Origin of the sequence: Niabella pedocola (genome assembly GCF_021044425.1) — a bacterium.
Classification (GTDB): domain Bacteria; phylum Bacteroidota; class Bacteroidia; order Chitinophagales; family Chitinophagaceae; genus Niabella; species Niabella pedocola.
On sequence record NZ_JAJNEC010000005.1, the window covers coordinates 2,147,253 to 2,162,942 of the forward strand.

Annotated in this window: 15 protein-coding genes; 5 read left to right on the forward strand and 10 right to left on the reverse strand. The window is 38.3% G+C overall.

Annotated elements, in window-relative coordinates:
• Nucleotide 1 precedes the first annotated feature (1 nt).
• Nucleotides 2-1,999: a conjugal transfer protein MobC gene (mobC, locus tag LQ567_RS16465; RefSeq protein ID WP_231006056.1), complete on the forward strand. Its 1,998-nt coding sequence runs from the start codon at nucleotides 2-4 to the stop codon at nucleotides 1,997-1,999.
• 110 nt (nucleotides 2,000-2,109) lie between these two features.
• Here mobC and LQ567_RS16470 read toward each other — a convergent pair whose 3' ends face one another.
• The 5 genes from LQ567_RS16470 to LQ567_RS16490 all read right to left on the reverse strand — a co-directional run bounded on the left by LQ567_RS16470 (nucleotide 2,110) and on the right by LQ567_RS16490 (nucleotide 5,994).
• Nucleotides 2,110-2,307: a hypothetical protein gene (locus LQ567_RS16470; RefSeq protein ID WP_231006058.1), complete on the reverse strand. Its 198-nt coding sequence runs from the start codon at nucleotides 2,305-2,307 to the stop codon at nucleotides 2,110-2,112.
• Nucleotides 2,308-2,362: 55 nt separating this feature from the next.
• Nucleotides 2,363-2,935: a hypothetical protein gene (locus tag LQ567_RS16475; protein WP_231006060.1), complete on the reverse strand. Its 573-nt coding sequence runs from the start codon at nucleotides 2,933-2,935 to the stop codon at nucleotides 2,363-2,365.
• An 86-nt stretch (nucleotides 2,936-3,021) separates the two neighbouring features.
• Nucleotides 3,022-3,759 carry a LytR/AlgR family response regulator transcription factor gene (locus LQ567_RS16480; RefSeq protein WP_231006061.1) on the reverse strand — a complete coding sequence of 246 codons (738 nt, stop codon included), beginning with the start codon at nucleotides 3,757-3,759 and terminating at the stop codon, nucleotides 3,022-3,024.
• Nucleotides 3,760-3,762: 3 nt separating this feature from the next.
• Nucleotides 3,763-4,857, reverse strand: coding sequence for a sensor histidine kinase (locus LQ567_RS26195; RefSeq protein ID WP_231006069.1), 1,095 nt, complete (start codon nucleotides 4,855-4,857; stop codon nucleotides 3,763-3,765).
• 9 nt (nucleotides 4,858-4,866) lie between these two features.
• Entirely contained in the window at nucleotides 4,867-5,994 is a 1,128-nt protein-coding gene (locus LQ567_RS16490; RefSeq protein WP_231006078.1) for an LpxL/LpxP family acyltransferase, read from the reverse strand.
• Nucleotides 5,995-6,412: 418 nt separating this feature from the next.
• On the opposite strand from LQ567_RS16490, the gene LQ567_RS16495 reads away from it, so the two are divergent.
• A complete protein-coding gene (locus tag LQ567_RS16495) occupies nucleotides 6,413-7,222 on the forward strand; it encodes a competence protein CoiA (protein WP_231006080.1) in 810 nt (269 codons plus the stop codon).
• Between the two features lie 180 nt (nucleotides 7,223-7,402).
• Here the strand turns inward: LQ567_RS16495 and LQ567_RS16500 are convergent, their stop codons facing one another.
• Nucleotides 7,403-7,789, reverse strand: a complete 387-nt coding sequence (locus LQ567_RS16500; RefSeq protein WP_231006081.1) for a hypothetical protein — start codon at nucleotides 7,787-7,789, stop codon at nucleotides 7,403-7,405.
• Between the two features lie 662 nt (nucleotides 7,790-8,451).
• On the opposite strand from LQ567_RS16500, the gene LQ567_RS16505 reads away from it, so the two are divergent.
• The 3 genes from LQ567_RS16505 (at nucleotide 8,452) to LQ567_RS16515 (ending at nucleotide 10,059) form a co-directional block, all read left to right on the forward strand.
• Nucleotides 8,452-8,670 carry a hypothetical protein gene (locus LQ567_RS16505; RefSeq protein WP_231006083.1) on the forward strand — a complete coding sequence of 73 codons (219 nt, stop codon included), beginning with the start codon at nucleotides 8,452-8,454 and terminating at the stop codon, nucleotides 8,668-8,670.
• A 105-nt stretch (nucleotides 8,671-8,775) separates the two neighbouring features.
• Entirely contained in the window at nucleotides 8,776-9,084 is a 309-nt protein-coding gene (locus tag LQ567_RS16510; protein WP_231006085.1) for a restriction system modified-DNA reader domain-containing protein, read from the forward strand.
• Nucleotides 9,085-9,108: 24 nt separating this feature from the next.
• Nucleotides 9,109-10,059 (forward strand): hypothetical protein, encoded by a 951-nt coding sequence (locus LQ567_RS16515; protein ID WP_231006087.1) that lies wholly within the window; start codon nucleotides 9,109-9,111, stop codon nucleotides 10,057-10,059.
• Here the strand turns inward: LQ567_RS16515 and LQ567_RS16520 are convergent.
• The 4 genes from LQ567_RS16520 to LQ567_RS16535 form a co-directional block, all read right to left on the reverse strand.
• Nucleotides 10,056-12,770, reverse strand: a complete 2,715-nt coding sequence (locus tag LQ567_RS16520) for an N-6 DNA methylase (protein WP_231006089.1) — start codon at nucleotides 12,768-12,770, stop codon at nucleotides 10,056-10,058. The genes LQ567_RS16515 and LQ567_RS16520 overlap by 4 nt on opposite strands.
• Nucleotides 12,767-13,669, reverse strand: a complete 903-nt coding sequence (locus LQ567_RS16525) for a DNA-methyltransferase (RefSeq protein WP_231006098.1) — start codon at nucleotides 13,667-13,669, stop codon at nucleotides 12,767-12,769. Before LQ567_RS16525 ends, LQ567_RS16520 begins: the two co-directional genes overlap by 4 nt.
• Before the next feature lie 185 nt (nucleotides 13,670-13,854).
• Nucleotides 13,855-14,829, reverse strand: a complete 975-nt coding sequence (locus LQ567_RS16530) for a hypothetical protein (RefSeq protein WP_231006100.1) — start codon at nucleotides 14,827-14,829, stop codon at nucleotides 13,855-13,857.
• 162 nt (nucleotides 14,830-14,991) lie between these two features.
• Nucleotides 14,992-15,336 carry a hypothetical protein gene (locus tag LQ567_RS16535; protein ID WP_231006102.1) on the reverse strand — a complete coding sequence of 115 codons (345 nt, stop codon included), beginning with the start codon at nucleotides 15,334-15,336 and terminating at the stop codon, nucleotides 14,992-14,994.
• Between the last annotated feature and the right edge of the window lie 354 nt (nucleotides 15,337-15,690).

The window sequence follows — 15,690 nt, forward strand, 5'->3', positions numbered from 1 at the left end:
TATGAATACCGGAGAAAACGATCAGGGATTAAGAGTCATTCTGGACTTTGTCCGGAAAGGAAGTATTATTCTACTCATCTTGCATTTTTACATTAGTTGCTACACTGCTTTTGAAAAATGGGGTCTGACATTTAAAATTTTGGAATCTATTCTACTCAATTTTTCCCGTTTCAGTTTCGTTACACATCCGGTTTATATTAAAGCATTTTCCTTAGGGCTACTTGTTTTATCCTTGACTGGAGTAAAAGGAAAGAAAGACGAAAAGATCAATCGAAGCAGTATCGTGGCTTTTTTGGTATTGGGCATCCTGATTTATTTTATTTCCGGCTTACTATTTTATTCAGCCCTCCCGGCTGAGCCATTAACATGCAGTTATATACTTCTTACGACCTCCGGATATCTTCTTTTTCTTACAGGTGGGGCCAGGTTGTCCAGATTGATTAAACTTCAGCTAAATAAAGACATTTTTAACGAGCAGAATGAAACCTTTCCGCAGGAAGAAAGATTACTGGAAAACAAATACAGTATCAACTTACCAGGCTTATACAAGTTGAAAGGAAAGATCCGGAATATGTATCTGAACCTCATCAACTGTTTTAGAATGGTTTTAATTATCGGCTCTCCGGGAGCCGGGAAAACATTCTACCTGATCAGGGAAATTATTTTACAATCGATAAGAAAAAATTATTGCGTAGTACTATACGACTTCAAATATGACGACCTTACTAAAATTGCTTATAATGCGTGGCTCAAGTATAAACACACCTACCCGGTAGAGCCTAAATTCTACATCATTAATTTTGATGATCCGATAAATAGATGCAACCCACTTGAGCCCTCCACCCTACTGGATATAACCGACGCAACCGAAAGCTCACGCACCATCTTACTCGGGTTAAACATGGAGTGGATTAAGAAGACTGGCGACTTCTTTGTGGAGTCACCAATAAATTTCTTTACCGCCGTTATTTGGTTTTTAAAAAAATATAAGAATGGTGTTTATTGTACGATCCCGCATGCGATAGAGCTCACACAGATGCAATATGACGATCTTTTTCCGGTTCTATCGACAGAACCGGAGATCGAAGTCCTCATTAATCCATTTATTAGCGCTTATATGAACCGGGCAATGGAGCAGCTGGAAGGACAGATTGCTTCTGCCAAAATAGCCCTTGCCCGGATTTCCTCGCCCCTTTTGTATTATGTACTCTCGGGAAATGACTTTTCCCTGGACGTTAACAATCCCCAAGAACCAAAAATTGTGGCGCTGGCTAACAATCCGGAAAAAACCCAGATCTACGGCGCTGTAATTTCTCTATACATCAACCGCCTTTTCCGGATACTGCCTAAAAAAGGCAGACAACACACAGCTATTATTATTGATGAAGCCTCAAGTTTGTTCGCCAATGGCATTGAAAATTACCTGGCCATTGCCAGGGGATATTTTTTAGCAACCTTCCTGGCAATTCAAAATGTGGCTCAGTTAAGGAAATCCTATGGCCGGGAACAGGCTGATGTTATCTTCAACCTAGCTGGCAACATAATCTGCGGCCAGTCCACCGGGGATACCGCAAAAGCGGTATCAGAGGCCATTGGCAAAATTGTACAGGAACGCGAGAGTGTGTCTATAAACAGAACGGACACCAGTATTAGCAAAAATACGCAACTAGATTATGCAGTACCGGCGTCAAAAATAGCAACTATGAGCGCCGGAGAATTCGCTGGTGTAGTTGCTGATAATCCGGATCAAAAGATTGAAAGAAAAGCTTTTCATTGTACAATTATAAATGACCCTGCTAGCATTAATGCGGAGCAAGCCCGTTATATACCATTACCCCCGGCCGGAGTTTCTGCATTGGAAATTCAGAATAATTTTATTCGTATTAAAAATGAGGTCGGAGATATTATTGAATCCGAACTGGAAAGGATCAGGAAGGATCCGAACCTTGCCCATTTATTGTTTGTTAAGCCAGGTTCTGGAGTTCCTCCTGGCGAATAATTAGACTCCTTTCCGTACTTTTATATTTGGTATTTTTTAATATATTTCTTAAATTGTAGCTGGTGTTTTTCATAGGTTAGCAACGCCCAGCTCTGTCAAGGGCAGGGCTTTTATAATTCGGACTTTTTAAAATTATTCTTCTCCAACGCTTCCTCCAGGAACTGGATAAGAGTCTTGGCTTGCCTTGTGGCTAGCAATACACCATGACGATCCTCCCAGGATGATAAGTTTGTAGGATGACCGGCCAATTCCTCGGCTTCAACATAAGTTTTCAAATAGTTTAATAAGGTTGTTATTTCTTGTCCCATTAATTTACATTTTACGGTTTATTCTAAAGCAGACCTCAACACGAGAGAATAAAAATTATAAATATCCTCTTTCACGTAATATCTTGTCGATTTCTTCCTGGGTCATTGGTTTTGGCGCCGGGTATGGCTCGCCCTCTTTAGAATGCGATATTTCATTGACTCTGAGAACCATATTTCCATCCGGGCCAATAAATGGGGTGCGCTCAATATCCCTGGTAATATCTAATACACCAAATTCCTTTAAAAAGCCTGATCGCATGGGGCGGTGCCAATATTCACCAGTGAAAAACTTTTCTTGAGTGCAGAATGCTGGTTTTTTCTTTTTACGCCATTTTAATAAATGGCTCCTGTAATCACTACTATCGAATTCGAGCACAACAGGATAAAACGACATCAACATCATAAAACGCTGATGATATTGTATCTCTTCGGCACTTGGTGGAATAGAAGGCTTAAATGACGGGGCCAACAGAATTTTATATAATGAATCAAAACGTGCTTTAGCCTCCTCGAGCGAGTTGAAATGTATTAAAGCAGATGCCTCACTATCCCTCACTATTAGAGAATCAACATTATTTAATTTTGAACCAATCAGGTATATTTTTTTATTTACAGGCTGATGTTCCATTGGCCATTATTTTCATAATCTGCAATACTATAAATTTACAATATTTATTTAAGGCACGGGTGAATTCATTTCGGCAACTGGTCAAATCAGGGGTGGCCCCTATCACTTAGCAATCTATGGTTGACCAGATTAAGCAATTCAGATTTGTACGTTTTTCCGATCGGTATTTGATCTTCCCGATTTTTAAGCATTAAAAAATTACTTTGTATCAAAGAAATTTTGGAAATCGGTATGATAAATGATTTGTGTATTCTTTTAAAATTTGAGGAAGAAAGTGAATTTTCAATTTCCTTCATCGTTGAGTATACCATGATTATCCGCTTACCGCAATGAAAAGCTATATAGTTATTCTTTGCTTCAATAAAATCAATGTCTGCAAAATTCACCCTGAGTACTTTTCCCTTAGATTCAGCTTTTACAAAAATATAGTCGTCGGCTATTTCCTCGTTTCCATTTTTCTCAGGTCCGGCAGATAATAATTTTCGGATTTTTCGAATAGCTTTCATAAAGCGGTCAAATGGAATTGGCTTCATGAGGTAGTCGACTGCATCAAGGTCATAGCTTTCAACCGCAAACTCGGAAAAAGCTGTGCAGAAAACTACTTGAATCTCCTGATCCAACATATTTATAAGCTCAATACCAGTCACCTCATCCATTTGAATATCCAAAAAAACAACATCAGGCTTGGCGCTTCTTATCAACTCAAGTCCTTTAAGAGGATCCGTAGAGGTACCAACCAGTTCCAGGTCTGAGACTCGTTTAATGTAATTCGTCAGCACATTAATAGCAGATTGCTCATCGTCAATTATGGCACATTTAATCATAAATTAATTTTTTACGGTTAAATGAAATAGATATAGTCCGTCTTTTTTTTCTGCATTCATTTCATACCTGTTACTAAATGCAACATCAAGTCGTTTACTCAGATTTGAAATACCGATGTTGGATGACGAAAATTGTACGTTGCTTTTTTTTATTTTGTTGCAGCAGAAAAAATGGACCTCGCCGGGGGTTAAGTCTACTTTTATTGATAGTGGACAACGCGGGTCATTCAAGTCGCCATATTTAAAAGCGTTTTCCACAATTGTTATAAATGAAAGCGGGGGAACCATATGTCCGTTTATGTGTCCCTCAACATCGTAAACAATCATTTTACTCTCTCCAAACCTCATGTTGTTGATGTCTATAAGGTTCTGAAGGTGATCCAATTCTTTTTGGACAGAGACCTTGCCACTATCAAATTCAAGTGCCTCCATTGAATACCTCATAATGGAAGAAAGCTTCAGAATGTTATCCGCAAGTGCAGGAGAATAATTCAGCGCTTCCGAAAAGAAAGTATTCAAGGTATTGTGTAAAAAATGAGGGTTGATCTGCGATCGAAGAAAAGCATATTCATATTGTAGCTTATCCTGCTGCGCTTTCAACTCCTGCTCTTTTAATTTAGCATTTTCCAGTTCCTGTTGAGATTTTTCCCTTTCAAGCAGCCTTAAGTTCTTTTCTTTTTTCAATGATTCCCTGATATAAAAGTATAGCATGGCAAAAGAGAAAAAGCGCACATATCCCAATACCGCCTCTTGTATAAATGGTTTAAATCCTTTAGAGGAATAGATCACTACGCCAAACCGGGGTAGAATCAAATAAATATAAACATATGCAAGGGATGCCATAATAATAAAAACGATAAAAAAAGATGCTACACTCCACAAGACTCTCTTTTTTTTACGAACGCCTAAACAATAAACACTAATATAAAAGGTGAGGCAGTATGGGAGGATGTAAAGAATGGTATTAGTTATTGAAACATTTGGCTTCGTCAATACCGCTGCAATGTGCAGAAATAATGCGTAAAGGATCCAGGCAAGCAAATGCCAAAGAAATGGTTTTACTCCTTTTCTATTTGCTGAATTGACTTTCCTTAGCACAAACAAAAATTAAGAAGCTATTAATACGCCTTTTCTGTATAGGTCTTGCAATAAAATTACATCAATACTTTCTCTTTTCAGGTGCTGGCTATCTGTTTTATTCAAGAAGCTATATACGGGTGCAGGTATTTCATAAGACAAAAAGTCATGCTTATCAAATAAGTAACTGTGATTTCTTAAATGATATAAACCAAACCATTTCCTATTGAAAATTAGTGGATTATGTGCTTTTTGAAGCGGAGGAATAGGTTCAGATCCACCTTGCTTTAGTACCGAAACTTTGTAAAGATAGAGCCAGGCTTCCCATTGCTGAGGGAACCTTGCAATGTAAGGCGCTGCCACGTTATAAATTTGTTGAACCAATTCTTGTGAATATATCTTACGGTCTGCAGATTGAGTTGGAAGTATGGGCTCAAAAAATTCAATTGTAAGTTGGGTTAATGCAGTCCGATAACAAAGTACTGGCAGCACCGGGGCTTTTGCTAAATGAGACAGAAAGCCCACACCTGTTCGTGCCATTATTTTTTGATTAAGTAAGCTTACTTCTGAGCAGTTTTCGTTCCTGTGAGCCTGATGTCCCGAACCAGTATTCCCATCCATGTAAACCACAAGACATTTACCCTTCTTTATAGCTTTGATCATCTGCAGAGCGGATCCGGGATTTTCCGCATCTATCAATTCAAGCGCTGAATAGCCTCCGTTTCCGGCGCGATGAAAATCTGAGTAAAAGGATGCCCCCTGCTTATCAATCACACTTTTAGCCACAATAAGAGAAAACGGTATGTTATACTTTCCCAAAACCAAATTTATTAAACGATATGAACCCAAATGAAAAGTACATATTATGGATGGTGTCTTTTTTAGGAATTTAACCGCTGCATCTAAGTTTACATAATGTGCATCGTGCAATACCTCTGGCAGTCCCTGTTCAATTAAACTTAGTTTTTGATGGAGTAAGATCCCCCTGAATATTTGATCATGATTTTTGTAGCTAATAGAAGGAAGATAGTTTAACAGCCCGGCGCTTACCAAATGGCTTTGCCGCTGCAGATTTGTATTCTTTTCAATTTCAAGCTGACCGTATTCAGCACTCATACTTTTTATAGTTGAATAGTGCTCTTGCAATTTTACATTCATGGCATCACAATTTTATGTATTTAAAAAAGGAACCGATAAGGCTCCTTAATTTGATTACTGATTTTTTGAAAAAGGTTTCTTCTTTGGCTAAGGCACAGGATAGCAGGACGTCTCTATTGGACCATCAGATGAAGTAATTTCATCCATGCTCATCCCGTTTCCAAAGATTGTACTAAGCGTAGACATGGTACGTTTTTTAATGGTTTAGAAATTTGTTTGCTCTTCAAACATCTGAAGATTTAAAAGCCACAAAAAACGCATTACGTGAACGAATGGATTGTCATTGCAGACTCCTCTATTTTATATGCAAATAGCAAATCTTTGTTTCTTCTATCAGAATTTCATTGGCAATAATTTGGGAGAAATTGACGTAAATTCATGGAAATAAAAATGTGGTGTAAAATCAAATAGCTTGCATATGAGGTTTGCAATGGTGGATGGTAACAAAGTAATTGCAGAACCAGGTTTAAAAGGGTTTTGCCCGGGCTGCTCGCAGCCGGTTGCCGCAAAGTGCGGGGGTGAAAGGGTACATCATTGGGCCCATAGCCGTAATAAAATGTGTGATACCTGGTGGGAGCCGGAAACGGAATGGCACCGCACCTGGAAAAGCAAGTTCCCAGAAGATTGGCAGGAAATATATTTGCCAGATGAGCAAACCGGGGAAAAGCACATTGCAGATGTCAGAACCAGCGATGGCTTTGTGATTGAGTTTCAACATTCTCACATAAATCCCTTGGAACTTAAATCCCGGGAGATGTTCTATAAAAATATGGCTTGGGTTGTTGATGCAACCCGCTTAAAACGGGATTATCCCCGATTCTTAAAAGCGAGGAAAAGCTTTACGATCGAAAAAAAGGGAATTTTTCGGATTAACGATTTGGGTGGATGTTTCCCTTCCGCCTGGCGTAAGAGCTATGTTCCGGTGATTTTCGATTTTAGGGGTAATGAGACAATATCTGATGCCAACGATTTGCGGCATCCTTTATACTGCTTATTCCCATACCAGATTGTTGGCTGTGGTTTAGTTGCTGAAATTTCCAGGAAAGCTTTTATAAATGCAGTATATAACGGTAAATGGACGGAAAAGGCACTTATCTTTATGAAGCCCTATTTTGAGGCCATGAAAGAAAGAGAGGCATTGCGGGAAAGACTGAAAAGCCTGGAACTGGGCTTAGCATTCAACAAATTTGTACGCTCGAGAAACTACCCTAAAAGAAAGCGCTTCTAGCGTGTAAATTTATACTTTCGGCGCATTTAATATTTAAACATGCAATATAAGAAGCATTACTAAACTACGATGACAAATGACAACAAATCCATCGTCGGTAATCAAATAGACACACATCAGGACTATTTGAATATGTCATTGTACTATTGATTCAAACAAAAACCTTTCAATGCTTTTACTTTATTCATTGATATCTCTTCCCCGAACATTTTGCCTTTCATTTTCAGGATCAAGCCATTTGCCTTTTACAAAAACTTTCCCAATTGGAATCTCAAATTTATAGGAGAAACTGTAATGCTCATTTCCTTCACTGTCAATTGATCCAATAAATATCTCAAATCTTTCAGGTGAGATAATGCATTTTGTCAGGTGGAAAACAAATTGGCTCAAATAGTATTGAGATAACTCGCCAGGCTCACTCCAAAAGGTCCAGATAGGAAAGGTCAATTTCATTTCGTCAACATGCCCATCGATGTGATAAATTACAACCTTGGAAATTCTTTTATCCCATTGCTTTAAATGAGGGAAAAATTCTCCCGCGTTTTTCCCATTTATTATGGGTGTCATAAGATAATACTTTTGTAGTAAGCCTCAACTTTAATACCATATTTTACATTTGTAACCCTTTGGGAAGCTTCTTCTTTAGGCACAAGCAAATGTGAAGGACACCAGTCTTTTTCAAAAAGCCTTGGCAACCGTTTTTGAAGCAGAAACCTCACACTTTTGCTTTAAAAGCGCCTGCTTAAGTAAATTGTAATCTTTCTTATTCATTCTTAAGATGGTAAATTAAAATAAGTTTTGCCCGATTTGTCCCTTCGGGATTTTAGATTTATTTTAATAGACCATATGTATCTATTTTTGAAAAATGAGAAAATACGCCATGATTTGAAAATTACCCAAATAATAGCCATTTGGTTGATTTAAAGACTCACTTTTTGTCCTTTTTCTCCCTGATTTCCTAATTTATGTTTGTTGACAGAAAGTCGAAAAATTATCTTTTGGGTAATGGGAAGTGGACAAATGCGCAGAAAGTAACTTTTTGGCTCACGCCTGGAGCGGGTTTCATAAGGCGAAACGTCTTTTGTGTTCGCCCATCTAAAAAGGCAGAAATAGCTTCACAAAAAGATCCATGATGGTACGACTTTACTGCTATTGTAGTACAAAAAACGATCGTAATAGTCGGTTTTGAACAAGTCAGTTTTAAAAAACTCTGCTAAAAAATACAGCCCATGGCAAAAAATGAAAATATAAAAATAAAATTCTTGGGAATGACATTTGAAAGCACCAACTCTGGACGTACAACAATATTAATTCTGGCAATGATATTGATCTTTTTTCTGGCGTTGGTGACTTTGTTGTGTCTTTTTAAAGCGCTCCCCGCTAATGCCCTTAGAAAGGGGGAACTTTATCCGTTAGGAATAATTGAGAGGACGCATCACGAAACATAAACTGCGTAAATGGTATAAAACCATCAATATTAGCATATTTTTGTGTAAAACCGGTTAGTAACTGGCATTTTATTGCCTCAACGTAAATATCTAAATAAAGCTAGTATGATTAAAAATGATACGTTTGAGAGGACAGCAGTTACATTAAAAATGATACTTGAAAAAGGGATTTTACAAGCTAACTTAAAATTAACGTCGGTGCTCAACCCAGAAATTGAAGGCGTACTAAATGAAGACGGCTCAATTACGGTAACTATAAATGGGCAAAAAAGAACATTTTTATACCCAAGTGGGGCTGCAAGGTACGTTGAGCAGAGAAGTATCAACGGATGGATTTATTGGCAGATTGAACTTGAGGGTATGAAGTATACGTTAAGTTATTATAGAGATTTGTATATTAACGCTTTAAAATAAGTGTTAGCTATAAATTCAACAAAAATGCTTAGCAAGCCCGAGTTATCAAAATGTTCGGATCGTCAGTCCATGCCTAAAAAGCATCCAACAGGCGGCAGTCCAGAAGAGTGGTTTCGAAATGAGCAATTGTCTGAAAACAATCTGCTTGGAATTTCCTTTGATTTTTTTATAAACTGGTCTGCTACCCCCTTTTCATTAACACCAGAAATTTGGATAAAACGGATATTAGAAACACCTTATGAATATAGCGATGTGCTAGATAATCTTCAGAACATTATGGCCACTGAATTTGGATTGCAGTACCTTACTAGACTAAGGGATTTTTCCAGCCTACATCTCCTAACTACTCGGTTTATTATTTTTAGAGATGATTACGATTGGAAAAATCAAACAAGTTCCATCCTGATTATTACTTTAACATCAAATAACCTTTCCGATCTTCAGTATAACGCAGAAATTATAAGCATAGCTGATTTTAAAAAACTGATACAACAGCATTCAGGGGGACCAATACAAATTGGAAGTAAAGGCCTAATTTATGGCACATCAAATTTGGAATGCTTTCTTTCCAGAACAGACAGCTTATATCCAGGAGATGTTGATTTAATCCTTCTTGATAGTCAAAATTTGCCAGTGGCTATTATTGAATTTAAAAAACACACATTATCCTCTTCAATTGACGGGCAAAAATTATCAAATTACTACCCGTTCCCGGACAAAAGGAAGTACGATAGACTTGCAATTCTTCGGGACTATTTAAGCCGCCCAAACTTTACTATACCAATTATTGTTATTTACTACCCCACGGCTAGCGCATCAACTGAAGGGATTATGGAGCTTATCGGTGGGTCAGCAGGCGAACTGCATTCTTTAGAAACTTTCAAATTCCTACTTCCGGTCAATCAATCTAAAGAACAAGAGGCATCGATAATCAAGAAGGGTATTGAGATCATTGAGAAATACAAAAGCATCTAACCAAGAGCTGTTCTGCGAATTTCAACCAAGGCTAAAAGCGCATCATAAATGTGTTGTCTTTCAACATTCAACCCAAAGGCCTCTATAATTATATCGTCGAATGTTTGCCGATCTGGTTGTTCCAGCTCATCAGCTACAGGTAAAATGTCTCTGTTAGTTAGAGGCAAGAAAGCCTCCTTTATTTTCTGGATACTATTTTCATCAAGCTCACTCACGTCAAGTACGTGCATATAATTTTCAATACGGTCTTTATTAAGGTCAAGAGCCCCTAGCCCCCTCCCAAATCCCATCCCTTCAATTATAAACATAGAAATAGTGCAATTCAGTATTGCATGGTATAGTTCAATATCAACAGCAGTTCTAGGCACTAATGGAACAAGGCGTTGATCCGCAAAAGCAGGAGGCTCAACTTTGCCAACAAAAAGACGATCGCCATAGTTAATAAACATTGCTAAATTTGCCAAATCATTAGCATCCATTTGATACCATAGTTTTCCGGGCTTTGCCAGTTTGACTACAACCTCGTCCGTTTTAAATCGCTTTATCCAATTTAGGGCTCCAGTGTGTCCTAAATCAGCAAGCTCTTCTTCTGTTTTTGAGCAAGAAAATGCCTCTTTTGTGGCGTCCATACTTAAACGCTTAAAATGACTAGGACTTTTAGCTAAAGGTTTAATATAGTCGGGTTCGATATTATGACCAGGCTTTGGATAAAACAGGTCATTCATTCCTCTTCTTTCACCACGCTTGATGAAAAATATATTTTTCAATGGTTTTAATGGAAAATTTAAAATCCAATCGCAGTTGACGAATTGAGCATTTCCTCCCAATCCTAAAAGCCGAAACCGCTCAATATCAGAAATGCTGACGGCCCTGATCATCATCGTTTCGTTTTGCGTTTGGCCAATTTCGATTTGGGCTGCGGCTATTTGGATAGAATCGTCGTCTGACATTTCCTCAAGCGGTCTGGTTAATACAACATATTTTACTTCGCTATTTTCAACAGCAGTACCAATTTTCTTTTCCATTACAAGAATGTTCGTTACAACCTCGCTGTTCTTAAACCATCTGCCAGCTCCAGATGTAATAACACATTTCAAGTCATAATAGCGGCTAAGTTGCCTGTAGAAGTCATCGCCCCAATCTGTTCCCAACCAGGCGTTTGTGATTATAATTCCTAATCTGCCGCCTTCTGAAAGTAAAGAATATAAAGCAAATGGTAAGTATGCCGCCACATCTGCACGCCCGGTAAAGCTCTTGCTCATTCCCATTGCTGCTGCTACCTTTTGTAATGCATTTCCGTATTGCTTACGCCCGGCTTGCGCAACAAACGGCAAATTGCTTGTTATAGCCTGAAACGTCCCAAGTTTTTCAGAGAATAGGGCACCGTCAGATGGATTACGAAACTCTATGTCTAAATTTGAATCCAAATCAAACGCATCCTTTCTAAAAATTCTCAAAGGAATATGCATAAGATCTGGTCTGGCCAAAGCAAAAGTCGCAATCTGTACCGCCTGTGGATCCTGATCGCTTGCAAAAACAGTTTTAGATGCCAGATCAGGGGAAACACCGGCAGCCAATTTCTGTTCTAACGTGGCCCGTGCAATTGTTCCACTTCCGCAACAGGGATCATATACTCTATCGTTAACAATATCCCGAACACATATGTGTGAAAGCAAGCGAGCCAGTTCAATAGGCGTTGGATATTGCCCTCTTAATTTGCGGGTGGCTACTTCTACCGTTGCTTCCAAAATATTTGACAGTTGTGCCTGATCAACCGAGCCTACACGAAGATCCGTGAGAAGTTTATTAAATTGTTTTAATTGATCCCAGGCCTGGTCGGTTATTTGCTCAAGCCCCAAGCTATTAGAAAAAATAGTCCAGAAATTACAATCTTCTGATAACTTCTTAAATAATTCAATAGCTTCTGCCGGCGTTGTCTCCCCGCCTATTGCTGCCACTTGTTGAGCTCTGTGATCTTTTTCTCTTAAAATATGAGCAAATAGTATTTTACCAATCCAGTTAGATATAACCACTTGCGCGAGTACAGATTCCATCAAACTACCGGCATATTCTGCACGATACCGATCCCACCAAAGTGTCATATTTGCACGTAATACACCGTCATGCCTAGCTGCACCTTTTAAGGATTCTGCAACCTGCCCTGCATTTTCCATAATTAAGGCAGTTACACCACCGCTGCGATACGCCTCAATAAATTGCCGTCCTTCCAGTGTACCACCTTCAAACAAGTCATTTAGGTATCCGAAAATCTCTCTCGCAAGGGTTTCCCATCTTGCTCTATTGTTAATTACGCTTTGTCGTGTAGTTATGTCAGCAAGATCTGACCAGGTTTTTGAACGCACATATTCACCACTTCGAGCATCAAATATGTATAACTGTACGAGCGATACATTCCATAAAATAAAGCTATCTAAACCAAGAGCCCGCGCTTTCAATTCTGCATTTGCGCGAAAATCGACGTCATTGATATCCGTGTCCGGCATCTTAAGTTCCCAACCTTGAAGAATACGGGCTGTTGCGCGATCTCCAAATAAAAGCACATCTGGGAATAAGCTACCTCCATCTGTTCTAATAGTTTGTTCGCCCCCAGCGTCTTTGATAGCTCTGTTGTTTTGGCTTGCTAAACTTTTGAGGGCACCAATAAGATCAATGGCCCATGATCTTTCATTGTAAGCAGTTGTTAAACTCATACGGTTATTTTCGATTCATCGTTAATTAGAGCGTTGACATCTACCATACCACGCTTGTTTAATTGACCAGCCCGCGCAGAAGGCTGAAGTGCAGATAAAAGTGGGGGGGGCTGTTGTTTATCTTTAACAGCATCCTCAACCTCTGCCAATCGCTCCGTTGCAACTTTTATATAATCAATTTGTTTTTCTTTAAATAAATGTACCTCTTCATTTTTCTCAATACCAATAAAGCGCCGCTGCTCAAGTGCCGCTGCAACCAAAAAGCTTCCACTTCCAAATGCATTGTCCAACACCACATCACCTTCCTGGGTAAACATGCGAATTAAGTACCTGCCTAAGGCGACCGGTTTTTGTGTTGGATGCCATACCCTACCACCAGATTCACTTTCCGCTGTTTTACAATATAAAGTGTCTGTTGGATATCGCTCGCCATCACTTTTAACCTGCACAGGTTTAAAGTCTCCATAACTTCCGGTGTACTGTGCCTTACGCACACCTTTATTATATGGCTCCCCGGGGGACATTATTGGAGTATAGTTTGGCTGACTGCCATAAAAAATACAGATATCTTCATGTTGGCGTAAAGGTTGCTTTCGGGCGTTTAGAAAGTTTGTGGGTTTGCTTTTTACCCAAACAAACTTGTACTTAAACCACTGCTCATTACTAAGGATTAGCTTTGCTGTAAAAACACCCTGGGAGGAAAGAGCAATAACGCCTTTGGGCTTTATGATGCGCCTATATTCTGACCACAATTGATCCAGGGGTATAACACTATCCCACTTATTTTGGGTTGTTCCATAAGGCAAATCACACAAAATCATATCAATAGATTCATTCTCAATCTTTTGCATGATTTTTAAACAATCACCCTGATATATTTTGCCGCCCAAATACTTCATTGTTTATATGTAATTCAACCCAAGCAAGGTAACGGTTTTCTGTTTATACCATTGATATCAGCCTAGGGTTAATTTCCCCTTATTTCAGCGTATTAATAACTAGGTAAATTCGCTGATAACCAAAGCGAAGATACAACATGATGCCAAAATCCCAAATTTTTTAGCATTTCATATGTTAATAAGTACTAAGTTTCTACATTAGTCAGGGGTTCAATCCATTTATGCATGTCACTGATGTTACTAAAGCTTGGAAATGGATTATCTTCCCAAGGTGAATTCATTAAGTATGCGTCGAAAAACGCTTCAGTGCTTCGCCTCGGGTGTTGCCATAAATAACTCTCTTGAAAGTTACTAATAAACCCATAATGCTGTTTATAAAGGAATTTTTTCCAGTTGCTATATAATTCATCCTCTACTTTGATATCAATTATATCAACTTCGTAAAATTCTCTATACCGGTTATTTAAAATTGCATCAATCATTAGCTGTTTTGCTTCCACGTCTGACGCCGGCGCACTATATCCAAAAACAGTAACGTATAGCGCCTGCTGTATATACTTTTTCAATTCGTTCCACTCATTTTTTATAGCCGGGTCTGAGTTATAGTCTTTTTTTTCCACAGGGTAAAGCAAGCGCATGGGTTGAAACGGGTCATTGCATCTATGACAACGGTGGTTATACATGTAACCCAAAAGAGTACAATTATAACAGATACCAACAGCTACATTTCCATGTAAGAAGTGCACTCTTGGTAGACTTTTTACATCAGGATGTCTCCGCATGCATTGTAGTAATAGTGGGTCCCAATTAAAGGTTGCGATAATATCCTTATTGGTCAGGGATAATAATAAGTAGTCGTATAAGGTAGGGGTTTCTGGTACCTGTAAATCATAAAAATAATTGTATACAGCCCGGTCAATTTGTTCTTTTAGTTTTTGCTGCTTTAAATCGGCATTAATAATTCCATATAGTTTTTCAAAATCATTAAAATATGGGCTATATTTCTTAGGCAAAATTGATTTTAGCTCAAGCATATCAACCAACGAATTCATTAATGGCAGTTTCCTTCCATTTTTATCACCATTGGGAAAAGCTGCTAAACTAGCACCGGCACCTAATATTACAACGTGCGGAGCATTGCGAGGAGGTATAACGGACATTTACAATTAGTTTTGAGAGTACTTAGTTCCCTTATTTTCTCATTTCCTTCTGCTTATTCGGGCTTTTGCAATTTCGCCAAATTTGTCTTGAATTTTGCTTTTACCGTAGATTTCTCTGAGCTACCCGTACGGCAGGCCATGTTGGTTTCTTTCTTCTTCAATTTAAACTCTTATAGTTATACCCTCTTTATATTTATTTTTAAATTTCATAGCGGAGAAAATAAATTTAATGACAATATTTACATCGACATCGACCAGCTCCGCAAAATATATTAATTCATTATTTGTAAAAGAGCCAGGGTTTTTGCTTTTATTCATAAAGGTGTCATAACCCATGTGCATTAATTTCGCCCATACTGAAGGACCGATAATTGCAAAAACCTGCTCAAAATTTTTTACTTTACCTGAATCAAAATCTGTTTTAAGTGAATTGAGCTTATGCCGAATCTTTCTATCCGCATTTTCTCTTTTTATTTTTTCAGAAAGTTCTAGGGCTTTTCTTGGCATTCATTTAATATTTTACCCCGAAAAGTTAATTCTGTATAATAAAAGCTGGAAAAAACATACAGTTTTATATATTTAATATTCAGATATAGAAATAAAAAACTCTATTATAGAATATTTTGTAAATTTGACTGTACTTTATATTGTTGTATTGTTAGTAAAAAAAATAAAAACATAACTTGCGCTTAAGCAAATAGTAGAAAGCGCTTAACAAGTCTCGCATACCGAACGTGACACTTCCAGGACCGCGAGAGTAGGTTAAAGCGCCCAGCTTCTAATAAAAAGGGGCTGGGCCTACTTACGCGTCTGTGGTTCAGCCCCTGAAAAGGGGTGGGCTTGTCACGGCCCGGTATACAG